Raw genomic sequence first — 18,589 nt, 5'->3', positions numbered from 1 at the left:
GCGTACACGAATTAATAAAGTGTACTGTATTGAGCGTGTCCGCCGAGCCGATCTTCTCGCTGCTCATCGAGCACTGCGATACTTGCGCTCGCTGGGTACACCCGGCAACCGGACGGTGCGATGACTGCAACGCCGCGCTGGTGCCACGTCCGGTATCCGGGCGCGGCACGGTGTTTACCTACACGGTCAACCACCACCGGTACCACCCGGACATCCCGACGCCCTACATCATCGCCCTGGTAGAACTCAGCGAGCAAGCCGGGCTGCGAGTGGCCGCCAATATCGTTGATTGCGAACCCGATTCGGTGACCTGTGGCATGCCGGTCACTATCCGGCCGGAGCGGGGCACCGGCGGGGCGCCGCTTTTCGCACCGGCCGGGCGCTGATCACCGCTTGCGCGCGGTGACCAGCAGGTACTCCCATTCCATCGCCGAGCTGCCGGCCAGATACCGGTCGCCGAGTGCGGCCAGCTCCGCGTCCAGCGCCGCGACACGATCGGGTTCGGCCGCTATCGCCCGATAGGCCGCAATGGTGGGCCCGTAGTTCGCTTTGAAGTAGTCACGGAAGGACGCACCGTCGGCGAACTCGTCCACCAGCAACGCACCGCGGCGAACGGCAAAGTCGGTGACCCGATCCGCGAACAACTCACGGACGTGGCCTTCGGTTCCCCACAGCGGCGCCGGCTGGGCGCCCGGTAGCGGAGGGGCCAGGTAGGGCTTCATGGTCGTGAACATCTCACCGATGAATCCGCCTGGGGTCCAGCTGATCAAACCGATCACCCCGCCGGGCCGGCACACTCGAACCAGCTCGTCGGCGCAGGGCTGGTGATACGGCGCGAACATGACGCCGACGCAGGAAACCACGGCGTCGAACTCATCGGTGTCGAACGGCAAGGCTTGGGCGTTGGCCTCCACCCAGCGCAGGCTGGCACCACGGGCGGCCGCCAGCCCCCGGCCGCACTCGAGCAGGTTCGGGCACAGGTCGCTGGCAATGACGTCAGCCCCGGCCAGCGCGGCCGGTATCGCCACGTTGCCAGATCCGGCCGCGACATCCAGCACCCGGTCACCGGCGCTGATTCGATTGGCTTCCAACAGGATTGGGCCAAGTGGCGACACCAGATCGGTGGCCACGGCCAGATAGTCGCCCAATGCCCACAGGGCGCGATGCTTGCTTTCGTAACCGCGATCGGTCGGTTCGGTCCGGGCCAGGGTCGTCATGACGAGTTACCTTTCTGGGCTGTTCTGATGACTGATCACCATCGTCGGGCCGGCGCTGAATCACTTCCAGTGACAGATGTGAACCTGCGGCGGTACACAATCTGTACTAGTCAATTCGATCGCCACAGCGTCTACTGGACACAGTTGACTGGAGGGTCTTGCGCGATGTCCACATACAGCCAGTTCTGCCCGGTCGCCAAGGCGATGGAGTTGCTCGACGAACGATGGACACTGCTGGTGGTTCGGGAGCTGCTGCTGGGCAGCACGCATTTCAACGACCTGCGCCGCGGGGTACCCAAGATGTCACCGGCGTTGTTGTCCAAGCGACTCAAGTCGTTGACCAAGGCCGCTGTCGTTGAACGCAGCGATATCGAGGGGCGCACCTCGTACTCGCTGACAACCTGCGGTCGCGAGCTCGCCACGGTGGTGGATGCACTCGGTGAGTGGGGCATTCGCTGGATACCTGAGCTCGGCGACGAAGACCTCGATCCGCACCTGTTGATGTGGGATATCCGGCGCACCGTACCCATCGACGCGTGGCCGCGGGCCCGCACGGTCCTGGCGTTCCGGTTGGCCGGTGTGGCACCCAAAGCCGCACGCTGGTGGCTGCTGGTGTCCGAGGGAGAGGCCGACGTGTGCGATTTCGACCCCGGCTATCAGGTTGCCGCGACCGTCGAGACCAGCCTGCTCACGCTGACTCAGCTCTGGCGCGGGGACCAGTCCTGGTCGCGGGCGATGCTCAACGGCGGGGTGCGCATCGACGGGCCGGCGCAGGTGCGCCGGTCGGTGCCCGCCTGGCTCGGCCAATCGCGCCTGGCGGCGGTCCCCCGCCCGGCCTGAGCCCGCGAGGCGGATGACCCCGAGCCGCGGGCGCTAGTTGATCAAAGGATCACGCGGCATGCCGAGGATCCGCTCGGCGATCTGGTTGCGGGTCACCTCCGAGGTGCCGCCCGCGATCGCCATGCCGCGAGCGCCCATCACCATCCGGCCGATCACCGCACCGGGGCCATCTAGCAGGGCGATCTCGGGGCCCAGCAAGGCCGCCGAGATGGCCGCGCCCTCCACCATGTGTTCGGCCAGCTTGAGCTTGGTGACGTTGCCCTCCGGCCCCGGACCGGCACCTTCGACGCTGCGCGCGGCCCGGCGCAGGTTGAGCAGCCGCAGCGCGTGGTCTTCGGCTAGGAAGTACCCGACCCGAATCTCGGCGCCGGCCAATCGATCCACCCCGTTCTGGGCCAGCTTGACCAGCTTGGCGGCCAGGCCCTCGTAGTAGCCACCGCTGCCGCCGATGCTGACCCGCTCGTTGCCCAATGTCGCCCGCGCGACCGTCCAGCCGGAGTTGGGCGTGCCGACGACATCTTCGTCGGGAACGAACACGTCGTTGAAGAACACCTCGTTGAATTCCGAACCACCGGTGATCTGACGCAGCGGGCGGACCTCGACCCCGGGCGACTTCATATCGATGATCACCGTGGTGATGCCCGCGTGTTTGGGCACGTCAGGATCGGTGCGTACGGTGGCCAGACCGCGGGCGCAGTACTGCGCGCCGCTGGTCCACACCTTCTGGCCGTTGATCTTCCAGCCGCCATCGACCCGGGTGGCGCGGGTCTTGACCGAGGCCGCATCCGATCCGGCCTCCGGCTCGGAGAACAGCTGGCACCAGATCTCCTCCTGCCGCAGCGCCTTCTCCACGAATCGCTCGATCTGCCAAGCGGTCCCGTGCTGAATCAGCGTCAGGATCACCCAGCCGGTGATCGAATAGTCCGGGCGTTTGATGGCCGCCTTGCGGAACTCCTCCTCGATCACCAGCTGCTCCACCGCATCCGCCGCGCGCCCCCACGGCTTGGGCCAGTGCGGCATCACATAACCGGTCTCGATCAGCTTGTCGAGTTGGGCAGCCTTGTCGAGGGCAGCGATCTCGACGGCGTCGGCCCGGATCTGGGTACGCAATTCTTCGGCCTCGGCGGGCAGGTCCAGGCTGTTCTCTCGCGTCGCTCCGGCGGCGGTGCGCTCGAAAACATCACGAGCCGGCACTTCCGCGCCCAACAGGGCCGCATCCACCAGCGCCCGGCGTAGATGCAGATGCGCGTCATGCTCCCAGGTGAATCCGATCCCGCCGTGCACCTGGATGTTGAGTTCGGCGTTGCGCGCGTAGGCCGGGAACGCCAGCAGCGCGGCCACTGCGGCGATGAGCTGGAACTGTTCTTCGTCCTCGGTGGCTGCCCGCGCGGCATCCCATACCGCGGCGATCCCAGACTCGGCGGCCACCAGCATGTTTGCGCAATGGTGTTTCACCGCTTGGAAAGTGGCGATGGTGCGACCGAATTGCTGGCGCACCTTGGCGTAGGCGACAGCGGCGTCGACGCAGTCGGCCGCGCCGCCGACCGCCTCGGCGGCCAGCACGGTCCGCGCCCGGGCCAGCGCCGCGGCCCGGACGCCGGACAAGAGGTCCTGCCCGCTGACCTTCACCTCGTGCAACCGCACCCGCCCCGAGCGCCGCGTGGGATCGAAGTTGTCCGGAACCTCCACCGACACACCGCTGCGGCCGCGGTCCAGCACCAGCACGTCGTCCCCCGCGGCGACCAGCAGCAGCTCGGCCAGTCCCGCGCCCAGCACGATCCCGGCATCACCGCTGGCGACCCCGTTCTCGACCCGTACGTTGCCGTCGAGGCCGATGCCAGCGGTGACGGTGCCGTCGATCAGGCCCGGCAGCAGCCGCGTCTGCTGCTCGTCGCTGCCCTCCTTGGCGAGCACCGCCGAAGCGATAACGGTGGGCACAAAGGGGCCGGGCGCCACCGCACGGCCGAGTTCTTCGACTACCACGACAAGTTCAGGCAATCCGTAGCCGGAGCCGCCGTGACGCTCGTCGATGTGCAAGCCGAGCCAACCGAGCTCGACCATGTCCTGCCAGAAGGGTGGTCGCGACTCATCGGGTGAATCGAGCAGCGAACGCGCCGCCCAGCGCGCCTTCTGCGGGGTCAAGAACGCGCGGGCTACCTCGGCAAGCTCGCGATGGTCGTCGGTCAATGCGATACCCATCAGGGCCCTCCTCGCGGCACTGCCAAGCTCGCCTCGTTACGGGCCCGGCCGATCACCTAAAGAGTGTACTCAAATATGTGCGGTGCGATCGGCGGGGTTTGTGGGGTCACTCACTTGGGCGCGAACCGCTGTCCCGCATCTAGTCGCAGGCACTGCCCGTTGAGCATCGGGTTGTCCACGATTGCCGCGACCAGCTTGGCGTATTCCTCGGGCCGGCCCATCCGCTTCGGGAAGGCGGCGTCCTTGACCAGCTGGGCGGCCATCTCGTCGGGGACCATCGCAGTCAGCCCGGTGAGGAACAGGCTCGGCGCAATAGCCAGCACCCGGATCCCCATCGAGCCCAGATCGTGGGCCATGGTCAAACACATGCCGGCGATTCCAGCCTTGGCGGCCGTGTAGGCGACCTGCCCAATCTGGCCCTCGAAGGCCGCGATGGATGCGGTGTTGATGATGACGCCGCGCTCGTCGTCCTCCGGCTCGTTGTTGGCCATGTGCGCGGCGGCGAGCCGGCTGATGTTGAAGGTGGCAATGAGGTTGAGATCCACCACGGAGCGGAAGGATTCCAGGTCGTGCGGACCGGACTTGGTCAGGGTCCGCTTGGCGATACCACCGCCGGCGGTGGTCACGATGACGTGCAGACCGCCGAGACGATCAACCGCGGTCTGCAGGATCTCTTCGGTGCCGGCGAAGTCGGTGACATCGACCGGGTAGAACGCCGCGCCGATCGCCTCGGCAACACTCTTGCCGTCGGACCCCTCGCGGTCCAGTATCGCCACGTCAGCACCGCGTTTTGCCAGTAATTCGGCGGTGGCACGACCCATCCCCGACGCGCCGCCGATAACGACGGCCTTCTTGCCGCTGATCTCCATCCGGACCTCTCGATGCCTTGTCAGAATCATGACAATTTGTAACGTTATCTCGGAACGCTAGCGCGTCTACCGTGCATTGATGTCAGCGACTCATGCCAAGCTCGAAACGTGCTCCTCATCGACATAGCAAGCACTTCGCTTAATGTGGGCGGCACCTCGTCTCGGCTGGCCAAGGTCGCACGGATTGCCGAGCTGTTACGCGCGGCCGCACCCGACCCGGAGCTGGTCGCGATCGTCGTGGCGTGGCTCTCCGGCGAGCTGCGGCAGCGCCAGATCGGCGTGGGCTGGGCCACGTTGCGGTCGCTGCCCGCGGCCGCGGGTAGCCCGGCGCTCACCGTCACCGGTACCGACGCGGCGTTCAGCGAGATCGGCGCGGTGTCGGGTAAGGGGTCTGCGGCCCGCCGCCGCGAACTCATCACTCGGTTGTTCGCCGCTTCGACCGAAACCGAGCAGGCCTTTCTGGTGCGGCTGCTCAGCGGCGAACTGCGCCAGGGCGCGCTGGCCGGGATCATGGTCGACGCCGTCGCCAGGGCGGCCGAAGTCCCCGCTACGGCGGTGCAACGAGCCGCCATGCTGGGCGGGGATTTACCGACGGTGGCGGCGGCGTGCCTGGCGGCCGGGTCATCGGGCACGGCCGGCGCGCTGGATTCGTTCACGCTGCGGGTGGGCAGACCGATCGGGCCGATGCTGGCGCAGAGCGCCGGCAGCATCACCGATGCCCTCGAACGCCATGGCGGTGCAACAATTTTCGAGGCAAAGTTGGATGGCGCCCGGGTTCAGATCCACCGAACCGGTGATGAGGTCACCGTCTATACCCGAAGCCTCGACGACGTCACGGCCCGCCTGCCGGAGGTGGTTCAGGCAACGCTGGCGCTGCCGGTCCGCGATCTTGTTGCCGACGGCGAGGCGATTGCCCTGCAACCAGACGGCCGGCCGCATCGCTTCCAGGTCACCGCATCACGATTTGGCCGGTCGGTGAATGTCGCTGCCGCCCAAGCCAAACAGCCGCTGTCGGTGTTCTTCTTCGACATCTTGCATCGGGATGGACGCGACCTACTCGATGCGCCGACCACCGACCGGCTGGCAGCCCTGGACGCCGTGGTGCCGGCCCGGCACCGAGTCGATCGGCTGATCACCGCAGACGCGGCCGCGGCGACCGATTTTCTGCGGGCAACACTGGCCGCCGGCCACGAAGGCGTGATGGCCAAATCCCCCACCGCGCCCTACCTGGCCGGCCGCCGCGGCGCCGGATGGCTGAAGGTCAAACCGGTGCACACGCTGGACCTGGTGGTGCTCGCGGTGGAGTGGGGGTCAGGACGACGACGCGGCAAGCTGTCCAATATTCACCTCGGCGCCCGCGATGCCGCCACCGGCGAATTCGTGATGCTGGGCAAGACGTTCAAAGGCATGACCGATGCCATGCTGGACTGGCAGACCGCGCAATTCACCGAACTTGCCGTGGGGGGCACCGACGGCTATGTGGTCGCGCTGCGCCCCGAGCAGGTGGTCGAGGTGGCCTTCGACGGCGTGCAGGCGTCCTCGCGTTATCCCGGCGGGCTGGCGTTGCGCTTCGCCCGGGTGGTGCGCTACCGCGACGACAAGGGGCCGGCCGACGCAGACACCATCGACACCGTGCGGGCGCTGTATTGACGCGCTAGCGGTTCGCCGGTTTGAGCAGGAGCAGGCCAAGCGCCGCCCCGTAGATCAGGTGCTGGACGGCAAAGGGGCCGTAACCGGCCGCAGCCGCCATGTTGCGCACCGGATCCCCGCCGCCGAACAGCGCCGCCGAAACGGGCAAGGCAATCCAGGTGCTGACCGCGAAAACCGCCAGGCCCCAGACCAGCGCCGCGCCGACCAGGGCGACGCCGCGCAGTCGCACCCGGTCCACAATCAGCCCGAAGACCGCGCCATACCCCGCGCCCACCATCATGTGCACGAGCGCGCCCAGCACCGCCGGCGCGGCGATGAAGGTGAACAGTTGTCCCGCCGTGGCCGCCCGCATCGACTGCACCATCGCGTCGGGGCCGACGAACGTAGCGGCGATGCGATAGAGCGGGGTGAAGAACCCGCTGTGCAGCAGCGTGGCGCCGGCCAGCATCGCGAACATCGCCATCACCAGCGAGGCGAGCACACCCGCTCCCCCGCCCATAAGCAGGCCTCGCACGGCCTGGCGGGATATTGTCGATGCCTCCGAGCCAGATGAAGCAGCAGTTGCCATTTCGAATACCTCCGTACGTCGGCGCATGAGAAGCGGCGCCGCTGACACTCAATCCGCTAGACCTTGCGCACACCGCGGAAATGTCATCAGGATTACAGGAATCTAGGAGGGCACGACGATGAGCGAACGCCGCGGATCGGGATTTCGAGAGGCGGTCACCCTTTTCACCGGTGGCGCGCAACCCAGTGAGTCGCAAGTCCGCCACGCCGCGTGGGTGGCCCGCTGCGTCGGGCGGGGAGCGGCAGCGCCGCTGCATCCCAACGACCTCACGGCTCTCGCCGGAACCCTTAGTCAACGTCAGTTCACCTCCGGGGCAGTACTTTTCAATCTCGGCCAAGATCCGACCGGGGTGTGGATTGTGCGACAGGGACAGATCGAGCTCGCGGTAGGTTCGGGGCGGCGGCGCGCAGTCGTCGATGTGCTGCGCGGCGGCGATGTCGACGGAGACATTCCGCTGTTGCTGGAGATGCCGATGGCCTATACCGCCCGCGCGCTCGAGGACAGCACTTGCCTCTATCTGGACCGGGCGAACTTCGAGAGCCTACTGGCAGGCCACCCCAACATCGCGCGGCGCTGGCTGTCATCGGTCGCACAGTGCGTCTCAGCCGGGCAAGCCCGGCTCATTGCCCTGCTGGGCCGACCGCTTCCGGCTCAGGTTGCCCAGCTACTGCTCGACGAATCATCGGAAGGATCAGTACAACTCGCGCAACGCACGCTATCGGCAATGCTCGGTGTGCAGCGACCGTCTCTGAACAAGATCCTCAAGGGCTTTGAACGTGACGGGTTGATCGCCGTCGGCTACGCTGAGATATCGATCGTTGACGTCAACGGGCTCAGCGCCAGAGCGCGCTAGGCCGGCAGCCCGAACTAGGTGGCCGGCTCATTTGGGTCAGGCGGAGGCCACGAAGGACTGCGCCCCAGATCCGAGTCCCGCGTCACGTCGGCGCGGGCTTGATCACGGGCGTTAGACGGCAACGACGTATCCGTACACCACCATGCGTCGCAGATTTTCGCCCACCACAGCGGCACGGGCAACGACCCGGCGCCGCACGACACCACTCCGTAGGAGTTGGGGTCGCCGTTGCCGGGCGTGGACGCCACGAACTGATCCACCTGCGCGACAATGTGGTTGTCCACATCGATTTCGCAGTGCACATTGTCCGAGTACGGCCACGGGATACTTACTTGCATCGCCGCTTTCGCCGGATCGGCCAGCATCGTAGTGGTGGTGAATTCGCGGCCGGTCGCGCTCAACGGGGCGGTTGCCGTGTAGGTGTCGTTGACCATGTAGATGGCCCGTCCGCTGGAGATCGGGGCATCCACCTTCGCGATGTAGGTGATTGTGTGCGCGCCTGGTGGATCCGCTCGCGCAACATCCGGTGCGAGTCCAGGGCCGACGGCGGCGGCCAGCACCGCCGCGATCGACACCCATGCGTACACCGCAACTCGCATGGCTTCGTATCGTACGCCGGGCATCCCATGGCTGCCATCTCGAAATCGTCGGGCAGATCTGTTGGCGTGGCTGGTGCTCATCCGTATCAACGGCAGCCGAAACTCTGGGGTTTGCCCTGAGCCTAGAAGCCAGCGCCAAGTCCGAATCACATTCTGATCAAATGCTTTTGAAAGGCGCCGCGCCATTCGTCGGCTCCTAGCCGGATCGTAGTGACCTCCCATCTGCAATCTCTGTGCCGGAGTGCCTATGGCGCAGGCTCGTCGGGCATGGGGCGCACCTCCGGCGGTGCCGGCAGTGGGGTCGGCGGCAGACCACCCCCATAGGATGCCTGTCGCACGCCGACCACCAAGGTAAGCACGAAGGTGGGCGGAGTATCGGGCGGGAAGCCCAGCACCCTTACATCTTCGGGAATCGGTTCGGGGCGAAAGCATATCGTCGCCAGGCCCCTGCCCGCCCAATAGTCGTCGGGGGCACCGGTCTCGAGTCGGTACTCGAACACACTGAGGGTCGAGCTGCCCAACACTCGCTTGTCGAACGGGATGTAGACCCCCGGAAGTTCATAGGGGTTGGCCGACTCCCTCATGCGGTTTGGGTTGGGAACAATACGCTGACCGACCAGTTGCACCGGCACACGCTGATGGCGCGGCGGACCGTCGGGGTACCAGGAACCGCTGATCTCGGCCCAGTCCCAGCCTGGGCTCGGCTGACACTCCGGTTCTCCGTAGGGAATCCAGTGCACCGGGGTGCTGGGAAGCTGTACTTCCAGCATTGCACCCTTGGGCACCAGTTGCGGAGTCCAGGTGCGGTTCCACCAACTCAGATTGTCCCGATGCTGCTGGGTGAAGACATAGCGACCCTCCTTGTGCAGCGGCAACTGGGCATCTTCGGGCTCGGCCACCGCGGGACCGACGGCAAACACCAGAGCGGCGATGAATGCGGCCAGCAGCGGGCGGCGCAGCCTCACGGCGCCCCCTTCGGATACTGCCCTGGGGATCGACGAGCAAGATGCCCATCATTCCCCTGTCTTCGTGGGGCAGGATGTGACAGTGATAGACGGTCTTGCCGGTCACGTCCGGACGGAAGTAGGTCCGCAACGTATACCTGCGGTACGGTGGTAGGCGGAATGTGTCCCACCAGATGTCGGGCTCGTAGGCCGCCGCCCAACTGGTGTCACCTGCTGGGATCCCTTGGACGTCGACAACCTGGAACGGGTTTATGTGGATATGCAAGGGGTGCTGGAAGACGTCCTCATTGACTATCGTCCACTCCTCGACCGTGCCACCCTCGACCTCCTGATCAATCCGGTCCATATTCATCTCCTTACCGTCGATGAGGAACTGGATTCCCATACCGGTCCGCCCGCTGATATCGCCGGAGAACACCAGAACCCGGCGCCGCGACACCGGCAGGTTCGGCATCCGTGGCGGCTCCACCAGGGTCTTCGGCATCGGTGTGTCGGTCGGTTTGCCGCGCACCACCAGGGTGGCCAGCGGCAGATAAGGGCGGGGGCCACCGGGGTGTCCCTGGTCGTAGGCTTCGGCGTAGATCCGGTAGCGCCCGGGCTCGCCCGCTTTGATGATGAACTCGGCCCGGTTGGCCGAGGACAAGAAAATGTGCTGGCGCGTGCGCGGGGCGGCGTAGGGCGTCCCATCGGTTCCGATCTGCTCGAGTGAATGCCCTTCCACGTGCAGCCATATCGACCGATGCGGGCACGCGTTGAGCACCCGAAAGCGCTGGGCTTCACCCGGTTGCATGGTGATGTCTGGGATGAGTTGGCCGTTGACGGTGTAGTACATGCTCGACGGCACTGAGGGAAAGGAGGCGAACGGCACATCGCCCGCGATGGGCGCCACCACGGTTAACGGAACCTCACCGCTGTCATCGGCGATCCACAGCTCGTTGATCACGATGGTGCGCTCACGCATGGCGGCGATCTCGGGCACCGCGTCAATGTCGCCCTCGACGATGATTGCGCCGGAGAGCCCGTTCCAGCCCTGATGTGCGGTCGCCGTGTGGAAATGGGGGTGGTACCAATACAAGCCAGCCGGCTGATCCTTTGGGATGTCGTAGCTGTATTGGTGATCGTTTAGCGGGCCGATCTGCAGAAAGACGTTGTCCGCGGGGTCTTCTGGGCTCACTTGGAGGCCATGCAGGGCTCCGCGACGATCACGCCACCCCGGCCGAATATCTCGACGACGGCATGGACTACGTGCCCACCGACCGTCGGGTGGTGTTCGGCCACCATTTCGCCGCCATCGCCGGAGCCGGTCCGCTGGTCGGTCCGGTTTTGGCCACCCAGATGGGTTATTTGCCCGGCACCATATGGATTGTGGCCGGAGCGGTATTCGCCGGCTGCGTGCACGACTACCTGGTGTTGTGGATCTCCACTCGGCGGCGCGGGCGCTCGCTCGGGCAGATGGTGCGCGACGAACTCGGCGCGACAGCCGGGGTGGCCGCGCTCATCGGGGTGCCGGTGATCATCACGATCATCATCGCGGTGCTGGCGCTGGTGGTGGTGCGGGCGCTGTCGCAAAGCCCGTGGGGTGTCTTCTCGATCGCGATGACCATTCCGATTGCCCTGTTCATGGGCTGCTATCTGCGGTTCCTGCGGCCCGGGCGGGTCGCCGAGGTGTCGGTGATCGGGATCGGGATCGGGTTGCTGCTGTTGGCCGTGGTCTCCGGCGGCTGGGTTGCCGAAACATCGTGGGGTGCATCCTGGTTCAGCCTGTCGCCGGTCACCCTGTCATGGCTGCTGATCATCTACGGCTTCACGGCGTCGGTGCTGCCGGTGTGGTTGCTGCTGGCACCGCGTGACTACCTTTCTACGTTCATGAAAGTCGGCACCATCGCGCTGCTGGCCGTCAGCGTGCTGGTTGTTCGGCCCGACATCATGGCCCCGGCCGTTTCCCGATTCGCCATGACCGGTGACGGGCCGGTGTTCGCCGGCGCGTTGTTTCCGTTTCTGTTCATCACCATCGCCTGCGGCGCGCTGTCCGGATTCCACGCGCTGATCTCCTCGGGCACCACGCCGAAAATGCTGGAGAAGGAAGGCCAGATGCGCCTGATCGGCTATGGCGGGATGCTGACCGAGTCCTTCGTGGCGATCATCGCACTCCTCACCGCATCGATCCTGGACCAGCACTTGTATTTCGTGCTCAATGCCCCCGCCGCCAAGACCGGCGGCACGGCGGCCAGCGCCGCGGACTACGTCAACGGACTCGGGTTATCGGGAAATCCGGCCAGCGCAGACCAGATCACCCAGGCTGCCGCGGGCGTGGGCGAACACTCGATCGTGTCGCGCACCGGCGGCGCACCAACGCTGGCATTCGGCATGTCGGAGATCATGAACCGCGCCCTTGCCGGCATCGGCCTCAAAGCATTTTGGTACCACTTCGCGATCATGTTCGAGGCGCTGTTCATCCTGACCACCGTCGACGCCGGCACCCGGGCCGCACGCTTCATGGTGTCCGATGCGCTGAGCAACCTCGGCGGGCCGCTGCGCAAGCTGCAGAATCCGAGCTGGCGCCCGGGCGCATGGTTGGCCACCATACTGGTGGTTGCGGGATGGGGCGGCACCTTGCTGTTGGGCGTCACCGACCCATTGGGCGGGATCAACACGCTGTTCCCGCTGTTCGGTATCGCCAACCAGCTACTGGCCGCGATCTCACTCACGGTCATCACCGTCATCGTGATCAAGAAGGGTCACCTGAAGTGGGCCTGGATACCGGGCGTCCCACTGCTGTGGGACCTCATCGTCACTTTGACAGCGTCATGGCAAAAGATCTTCTCCGGTGACCCCGCCGTCGGCTACTGGACCCAGCACTTTCGGTACCAGGAGGCCAAGGACGCCGGCAAGACGGCGTTCGGTTCGGCCGCCAATGTCGACCAGCTCGACGACGTCATCCGCAACACGTTGGTGCAGGGGATCCTGTCCATCGTCTTCGCCGGCATTGTCATCATCATTGCGATCGCTGGAATAGCAATGTGTTACAAGGCACTTCGCGGAAGCGCTCGCCCGCTGACCGAAGACGAGCCAATGCCGTCGAAGCTGTTCGCCCCCGCCGGCCTGGTTCCCACCGCCGTCGAGCGTGAGGTAGCGCAGCAGTGGTCAGCGCTGGCCGACACGCAAGGTGGGCGACCATCATGACCGCCCGCTGATCAATCCGGTATCGGCGCGCCGGAAATCAGGTAGTGCCCAACTGCGTTGTAGCGCCCTAGAATTGTGCGCAATGAGAGTCGGTATCGACTTCGGCACCACCCACACCGTGGCTGCGGTCGTCGACAGAGGCAACTATCCCGTCGTGTCCTTCGACGGAGTGGACGCATGGCCTTCGGCCATCGCCGCCAACGCGGCCGGTGAGCTGCGCTTCGGTTTGGACGCAACCGCGGTGCGCCGCGATCCCGGCTGGTCGGTGCTGCGTTCGTTCAAACGTCTGCTCAACGACGCTGGACCGCACACCGAAGTCAGCCTGGCCGGCCGCAGCTACCGGCTGACCGAGCTGCTGGCCCGCTTCCTCGAACAGCTCAAAGACGATCTGCAACACCGGTCAAACGCCGGCCTGACACCCGGCGAGCCGGTCGAGGCCGCGATCAGCGTGCCGGCGAATGCGTCTAACGCACAACGCTTCCTGACGCTGGATGCCTTCGTGGCGGCGGGTTTCCAAGTAGTCGCGTTGTTGAACGAACCGTCTGCGGCCAGCCTGGAATACGCACATCGTTACCGCTCTACCATCACCGCCAAGCGCGAGTACGTCGTGATCTACGACCTCGGCGGCGGCACCTTCGATGCCTCACTGCTGAAGATGACCGGCCACGTCAACGACGTCGTCCGCAGCGAGGGCATCCAGCGGCTCGGCGGCGACGACTTCGACGAGGCGATACTGCAACTCGTTGCCGCACGGCTGCCCGAGATCGCGGAGCTGGCCGCAACCGACGTCACCGGATACGACGTGCTGAAGGAGGAATGCGCCGCGCGCAAAGAAGCCGTCGGGCCACAGACGCGCCGCTTCCTGATGGACCTCACCGGGATCGGGGGCGACCGGCCACCATTTTCCTGCGATATCGATGACGTGTATTCCGCATGTGCACCGCTGGTCGACGACACGATCGGGGTACTGTCGCGCGTCTTGCGTGATCCGGCGCCCGGCGGTGACGGTGTGGCCTGGTCGGAAGTCGCGGGCATCTACCTGGCCGGTGGGGCGGGGAGCTTCCCACTGATCTCGCGCATGCTGCGCGCGACCTTCGGCGACAAGCGGGTGAAACGCTCGCCGCACGCGTTTGCGGCCACCGCCATCGGGCTCGCCGTCTTCCTCGACCACGAAGCGAGTTTCGAGCTTTCCGAACATTTCTCGCGACACTTCGGGGTCTTTCGCGAGGCCCAAGCCGGTGCCGACGTCGTCTTTGACCCCATCGTGGCAAAAGACTCCCCACTTCCCCGCGACGGAAGTTCGCCGCTGGTCATCCGGCGCACCTACCGGGCCGCGCACAACATCGGCCATTTCCGGTTCGTGGAGTGCAGCCGCCTGGTCAACGGCCGCCCCGACGGTGACGTCACGCCCTACGATCCGGTCTACTTCCCGTTCGACCCGGCCCTTCGTGACCGGCAAGACCTCGGGCATCAGCCGGTCGGCCGCTGGGACGAGGGGCCCGATGTCGAGGAGCGCTACGTCATCGCCCCAGGGCTCCGGCGTTGTTGATTAGCAGGCTTGTGAGCTGGGTTGATGATCTTTGGTGCCGCGCTATTGGGGCCGGAGTGTAGGCACGGGCTATCTGGAGAACGATCGAGTTGGTTACTGTTCGTCGTTGGTCTGGAGTTGCCCGTGCCTACCGTTTCAGTATTGCCTGTGTCGTCGGTTCCAGAGGTGTTCGACCGCTGGAGTCCTGGTGAGCGCAGCGAGCTCATCGGATCGGAGTTTCTCGGTGTGTTGGCCTCGGTGCCAGACCCGAGGGACCCACGCGGTCGGAGGTATTCGCTGATGGCTTTGTTGGCGATCGCGGTTCTGGCCACTGCCGCGGGGATGCGCGGCTATGCTGGTTTTGCTACATGGGCGGCCACCGCTCCCGATGATGTGTTGGCCTAATTAGGGGTCCGGTTCCGGCGGCCCAGTGAGAAGACCTTCCGCGCTGTTTTGTCTCGGCTAGACCCCGCCGACCTCAACGCCAGGATGGGCAGTTACTTCACTGCACACGTGGCCAGCAGCGACCCCAGTGGATTGGTGCCGATCGCGTTGGACGGCAAGATGCTGCGTGGTGCTTTACGCGCCAAAGCGACAGCCACGCATCTCGTGTCGGTGTTCGCCCACCGTGCCCGATTGGTGCTCGGTCAACTCGCTGTCGCCGAGAAAAGCAATGAAATTCCCTGCGTACGTGCCCTGCTCACGCTGCTGCCGGGTAGCTTGCGGTGGCTGGTCACCGTGGATGCGATGCATACCCAGGTCGTCACCGCGAAGTTGATCTGCGCCACCTTGAAGTCGCACTACCTGATGATCGTCAAGTCCAACCAAGCCAAAATACTTGCGCGTATCACCGCGCTGCCCTGGGCCGAGGTGCCCGCAGCCGCTACCGACGACTCCCGCGGCCACGGCCGTGTCGAGACCCGCACCCTGCAAATCATCACCGCTGCACGAGGAATCGGCTTCCCCTACGCAAAACAAATCATCCGGATCACTCGTGAACGCTTGATCACCGCCACCGACCAGCGCAGCGTGGAGGTGGTCTATGCCATCTGCAGCCTGCCGTTCGAGCACGCCCGCCCTACCGCGATCATGACCTGGATGCGTCAACACTGGGGAATCGAGAACAGCCTGCACTGGATACGCGACGTCACCTTCGACGAAGACCGTCAAAGGGCACATACCGGAAACGGCGCACAGGTCCTAGCAACGCTACGCAACACCGCCATCAATCTGCACCGCCTCAACGGCGCCGACAACATCACCGAAGCCTGCCGGATCACCGCTTTGACCGCCAACCGCCGCCTAGACCTCCTCAATCCACAATTCCCCAGCTCACAAGCCTGCTAATCAACAACGCCGGAGCCCTGGTCATCGCCCCCAGCGGCGCGGTCGAAGTGACCCTCACCACGCATCCGGCCGGCTTCAACCGCACCTTCCGGCTGCAACGGCACGTCCCAGCACGATCCTGACCTATAGCCAAGGAGGCTTTCACCGTGTCCACCTGGCTCATCACCGGCTGTTCCACCGGGCTGGGCCGCGCCCTGGCCGAAGCCGTCATCGACGCCGGTCACCACACCGTCGCCACCGCGCGCAGCGTCGGCGGCGTTGCCGACTTGGCCCAGCGGTCCCCCGAACGGGTCTTGCCCCTCGCTTTGGACATCACCGAGCCCGACCAGATCACTGCGGCGGTGCAGGCGGCGCAGCAGCGTTTCGGCGGCATCGATGTACTCGTCAACAACGCCGGCTACGGATACCGTGCGGCGGTCGAAGAGGGCGACGACGCCGAGATCGGCGACCTGTTCGAGACACACTTCTTCGGCACCGTGGCACTGATCAAAGCCGTCCTTCCCGACATGCGGGCCCGCCGCAGCGGTGCGATCGTGAACATCTCATCGATCGCGGTGGCGCTGACGCCGGTGGGATCGGGTTACTACGCGGCGGCCAAGGCCGCCATGGAGGGGATGAGCGGCGCATTGCACGGGGAGCTCGCGCCGCTGGGCATATCGGTCACCGTCGTCGAGCCCGGCGCCTTCCGTACCGATTTCGCCGGCCGCTCCCTGGTGCAATCGACCAGGATGATCAATGACTACGCCGCCACGGCAGGGCAACGGCGCAAGGAGAACGACACCATGCACGGCAACCAGCCCGGTGATCCCGCCAAGGCTGCCGCCGCGATCATCACCGCCGTCGAATCACCCGCCCCGCCGGCATTTCTGCTGCTGGGGCCCGACGCGCTGATGGCCTACCGCCACATCGCGCAACGGCGCGATGTGGAGATCACCGATTGGGAACAACTCACGGCCGGCACCAACCTCACCCCGTAACTGCCAGGTCCCGAACTTGACCTAAATTGTGCGGTCAGCGACCTATCGGCCACTCCCCACGACGCGGCGAACGCCCTAACGTGCCCGGTATGCAATCAGTTCCAGAGCTCGTCGACACCACCGTCGCCCAAGCGGCACTGCGGCTGTCCCGTTCCACCGAGTCGCCCGCGGTGTTCAACCACAGCGTGCGCAGTTACCTCTTCGGCGAACTACTTGCCGCACACGACGGCATGCGCCACGGAGTCGACTACGACAGCCAGACCTTGTTTTTGGGCTGCGTGCTTCATGACTTGGGCGCCGGGTCCGCCGCCCCCGGCAAGGCCCGCTTCGAGGTCGAGGGCGCGGACCTCGCCGCAGCGCTGTTGGGCGAACACGGCTGCGACAACGAGGTCGTGGACACCGTCTGGGAAGCCATCGCCTTGCACACTTGCTTCGGGATCGCCGAGCGGCGCGGACCGATCTGCTATCTGGTCCACGCCGGGGTGGGCATGGATTTCGGCCGCAACGCCGAATTCGTTGACGACCGGACCGCCGCATTGATCCACGATCAGTACCCACGGCTGTCCATGGCCACCACCCTGGTCGACGCGATCACCACCCACGCGCAGCGCAGCCCCGAGGCGGCGCCGCCCTACACGGTGCCCGGAGGCCTGCTCCTGGAACGCCGCACCAATGGCATCACCGCCCTGGAACAGCTGGAGTCGCTGGGTAGGTGGGGTGAATAGGCCTGGGTAGACCCCAGCCGACCCTTCATGTACATTTGTACATGTACATTTGTACACGAGGAGGGTTCATGGCTTACCTACTGTTGTTGGGCGCGATCGCCATGGAGGTGATGGCGACCAGCTTACTGAAGAGCACCGAGGGCTTCAACCGACTGTGGCCCACGGTGATCTGCTTGACGGTCTATGGCTTCTCCTTCGCGATGCTGGCGATGTCGATCGCGCGCGGCATGCAAACCGACGTCGCATACGCGCTGTGGTCGGCCATCGGCACCGGCGCCATCGTCCTCATCGCCGTGCTCTTCCTCGGCTCACACTTGTCGCTGACCAAGGTCCTCGGAGTGGGGCTGATCATCGGCGGCGTGCTCACGCTGAACCTGACCGGCGCCCATTGACCCGGGAAGTCGAGCGTCGCCCTCGAGACCCCGCGGGTCGCAGGCAGACGATCATCGAGGCGGCCGGGAGGCTGATCGCCCGCCACGGACTGGGCGACCTCACCCATCGCCGGGTTGCCGCCGAAGCCGACGTACCGGTCGGGTCGACCACCTACTACTTCAGCGATCTTAGCGAACTAAGGGAAGCTGCCCTCGCTCACGTCGCGACCAGCGCAACCGACTGGCTCGAGCATTGGGAGCGCGACCTCGATGAGAGCACCGATATTCCGGCGACCCTGGCCCGGCTCACCGCCGACTACCTGACCGACCCTGATCGGCACCGCACCCTCAACGAGCTCTACGTTGCGGCAAGTCATCAGCCCGAACTGCAATCGCTGGCCCAGTTGTGGTCAGACGGCCTAGTCGCGCTGCTGGAGCCGCGTATCGGGCCCCGCGCCGCTCGCGTCGTCAGCATTTTCCTCGACGGCGCCACCCTGCACGCCATGATCAGCGACACCCCCCTGGACGCTCCGGCGCTCACCGACGCGATCGCCAGACTGGTCGGCAACGACACCGGGACGCCCGGCAGTCGGTAGGCCGCCGAAGGCCATCGTGAACTCGCGGTGCACATCGCCGTCATCCCGGTGACGACCGATACCGACGTGGCCAGAAACGAGGATTGCTCGCACAAAGTTCGT

Annotated in this window: 16 protein-coding genes and 4 pseudogenes; 12 read left to right on the top strand and 8 right to left on the bottom strand. The window is 65.6% G+C overall.

Annotated elements, in window-relative coordinates; translation table 11 throughout:
* Nucleotides 1-35 precede the first annotated feature (35 nt).
* On the top strand, nt 36-386 hold the full coding sequence (locus CKW46_RS10955) for a Zn-ribbon domain-containing OB-fold protein (RefSeq protein ID WP_015355067.1): 351 nt from the start codon (nt 36-38) through the stop codon (nt 384-386).
* On the opposite strand, the gene CKW46_RS10950 is transcribed toward CKW46_RS10955, so the two are convergent.
* Nucleotides 387-1,217, bottom strand: coding sequence for a class I SAM-dependent methyltransferase (locus CKW46_RS10950; protein ID WP_117435520.1), 831 nt, complete (start codon nt 1,215-1,217; stop codon nt 387-389).
* Between the two features lie 165 nt (nt 1,218-1,382).
* On the opposite strand from CKW46_RS10950, the gene CKW46_RS10945 reads away from it, so the two are divergent.
* Nucleotides 1,383-2,057: a winged helix-turn-helix transcriptional regulator gene (locus CKW46_RS10945; RefSeq protein ID WP_011741193.1), complete on the top strand. Its 675-nt coding sequence runs from the start codon at nt 1,383-1,385 to the stop codon at nt 2,055-2,057.
* A gap of 33 nt (nt 2,058-2,090) precedes the next feature.
* Here the strand turns inward: CKW46_RS10945 and CKW46_RS10940 are convergent, their stop codons facing one another.
* Both CKW46_RS10940 and CKW46_RS10935 read right to left on the bottom strand, forming a co-directional pair.
* Nucleotides 2,091-4,256, bottom strand: coding sequence for an acyl-CoA dehydrogenase family protein (locus CKW46_RS10940; RefSeq protein ID WP_482053150.1), 2,166 nt, complete (start codon nt 4,254-4,256; stop codon nt 2,091-2,093).
* Nucleotides 4,257-4,366: 110 nt separating this feature from the next.
* Nucleotides 4,367-5,125, bottom strand: coding sequence for an SDR family NAD(P)-dependent oxidoreductase (locus tag CKW46_RS10935; protein ID WP_015355064.1), 759 nt, complete (start codon nt 5,123-5,125; stop codon nt 4,367-4,369).
* Nucleotides 5,126-5,233: 108 nt separating this feature from the next.
* Between CKW46_RS10935 and CKW46_RS10930 the strand changes: the two genes are divergently transcribed.
* Complete coding sequence (locus tag CKW46_RS10930) at nt 5,234-6,775, top strand: ATP-dependent DNA ligase (protein WP_482053149.1); 1,542 nt, start codon at nt 5,234-5,236, stop codon at nt 6,773-6,775.
* Nucleotides 6,776-6,779: 4 nt separating this feature from the next.
* On the opposite strand, the gene CKW46_RS10925 is transcribed toward CKW46_RS10930, so the two are convergent.
* The gene (locus CKW46_RS10925) at nt 6,780-7,256 is read right to left on the bottom strand and encodes a hypothetical protein (protein WP_231991728.1); all 477 of its coding nucleotides are present in this window, start codon (nt 7,254-7,256) and stop codon (nt 6,780-6,782) included.
* 205 nt (nt 7,257-7,461) lie between these two features.
* Between CKW46_RS10925 and CKW46_RS10920 the strand changes: the two genes are divergently transcribed.
* Nucleotides 7,462-8,196, top strand: a complete 735-nt coding sequence (locus CKW46_RS10920; protein WP_117435515.1) for a Crp/Fnr family transcriptional regulator — start codon at nt 7,462-7,464, stop codon at nt 8,194-8,196.
* Nucleotides 8,197-8,210: 14 nt separating this feature from the next.
* Here the strand turns inward: CKW46_RS10920 and CKW46_RS10915 are convergent, their stop codons facing one another.
* The 3 genes and pseudogenes from CKW46_RS10915 to CKW46_RS10905 all read right to left on the bottom strand — a co-directional run.
* Complete coding sequence (locus tag CKW46_RS10915; RefSeq protein ID WP_499019118.1) at nt 8,211-8,981, bottom strand: hypothetical protein; 771 nt, start codon at nt 8,979-8,981, stop codon at nt 8,211-8,213.
* Between the two features lie 59 nt (nt 8,982-9,040).
* A complete protein-coding gene (locus CKW46_RS10910) occupies nt 9,041-9,760 on the bottom strand; it encodes a hypothetical protein (protein ID WP_117435513.1) in 720 nt (239 codons plus the stop codon).
* A gap of 82 nt (nt 9,761-9,842) precedes the next feature.
* Nucleotides 9,843-10,550 (bottom strand): annotated as a pseudogene (locus CKW46_RS10905) (multicopper oxidase family protein); the annotation flags it as partial.
* Between the two features lie 40 nt (nt 10,551-10,590).
* Between CKW46_RS10905 and CKW46_RS10900 the strand changes: the two are divergent.
* Entirely contained in the window at nt 10,591-10,794 is a 204-nt protein-coding gene (locus CKW46_RS10900) for a hypothetical protein (protein ID WP_015355059.1), read from the top strand.
* 17 nt (nt 10,795-10,811) lie between these two features.
* Here the strand turns inward: CKW46_RS10900 and CKW46_RS10895 are convergent.
* Nucleotides 10,812-10,934, bottom strand: a pseudogene (locus tag CKW46_RS10895) (hypothetical protein); the annotation flags it as partial.
* A gap of 20 nt (nt 10,935-10,954) precedes the next feature.
* Here CKW46_RS10895 and CKW46_RS10890 point away from each other — a divergent pair.
* From CKW46_RS10890 to CKW46_RS10860, 7 genes and pseudogenes are all read left to right on the top strand, one after another.
* Nucleotides 10,955-12,943: pseudogene (locus CKW46_RS10890) on the top strand (carbon starvation CstA family protein); the annotation flags it as partial.
* 82 nt (nt 12,944-13,025) lie between these two features.
* The gene (locus tag CKW46_RS10885; RefSeq protein ID WP_015355056.1) at nt 13,026-14,492 is read left to right on the top strand and encodes an Hsp70 family protein; all 1,467 of its coding nucleotides are present in this window, start codon (nt 13,026-13,028) and stop codon (nt 14,490-14,492) included.
* Nucleotides 14,493-14,615: 123 nt separating this feature from the next.
* Nucleotides 14,616-15,818: pseudogene (locus tag CKW46_RS10880) on the top strand (ISAs1-like element IS2404/ISMul1 family transposase).
* Between the two features lie 146 nt (nt 15,819-15,964).
* A complete protein-coding gene (locus CKW46_RS10875; protein ID WP_117438170.1) occupies nt 15,965-16,795 on the top strand; it encodes an oxidoreductase in 831 nt (276 codons plus the stop codon).
* An 89-nt stretch (nt 16,796-16,884) separates the two neighbouring features.
* Nucleotides 16,885-17,520, top strand: a complete 636-nt coding sequence (locus CKW46_RS10870) for an HD domain-containing protein (RefSeq protein WP_012393446.1) — start codon at nt 16,885-16,887, stop codon at nt 17,518-17,520.
* Nucleotides 17,521-17,588: 68 nt separating this feature from the next.
* Complete coding sequence (locus CKW46_RS10865) at nt 17,589-17,912, top strand: DMT family transporter (RefSeq protein WP_117438171.1); 324 nt, start codon at nt 17,589-17,591, stop codon at nt 17,910-17,912.
* Nucleotides 17,909-18,487 carry a TetR/AcrR family transcriptional regulator gene (locus tag CKW46_RS10860; RefSeq protein WP_015355052.1) on the top strand — a complete coding sequence of 193 codons (579 nt, stop codon included), beginning with the start codon at nt 17,909-17,911 and terminating at the stop codon, nt 18,485-18,487. Before CKW46_RS10865 ends, CKW46_RS10860 begins: the two co-directional genes overlap by 4 nt.
* The last annotated feature ends 102 nt before the right edge of the window (nt 18,488-18,589 follow it).

This window comes from Mycobacterium liflandii, assembly GCF_022354805.1.
GTDB lineage: Bacteria > Actinomycetota > Actinomycetes > Mycobacteriales > Mycobacteriaceae > Mycobacterium > Mycobacterium marinum.
The sequence above is the reverse complement of the archived record's forward strand: the minus strand, read 5'-3'. Positions and strand labels throughout refer to the sequence as shown.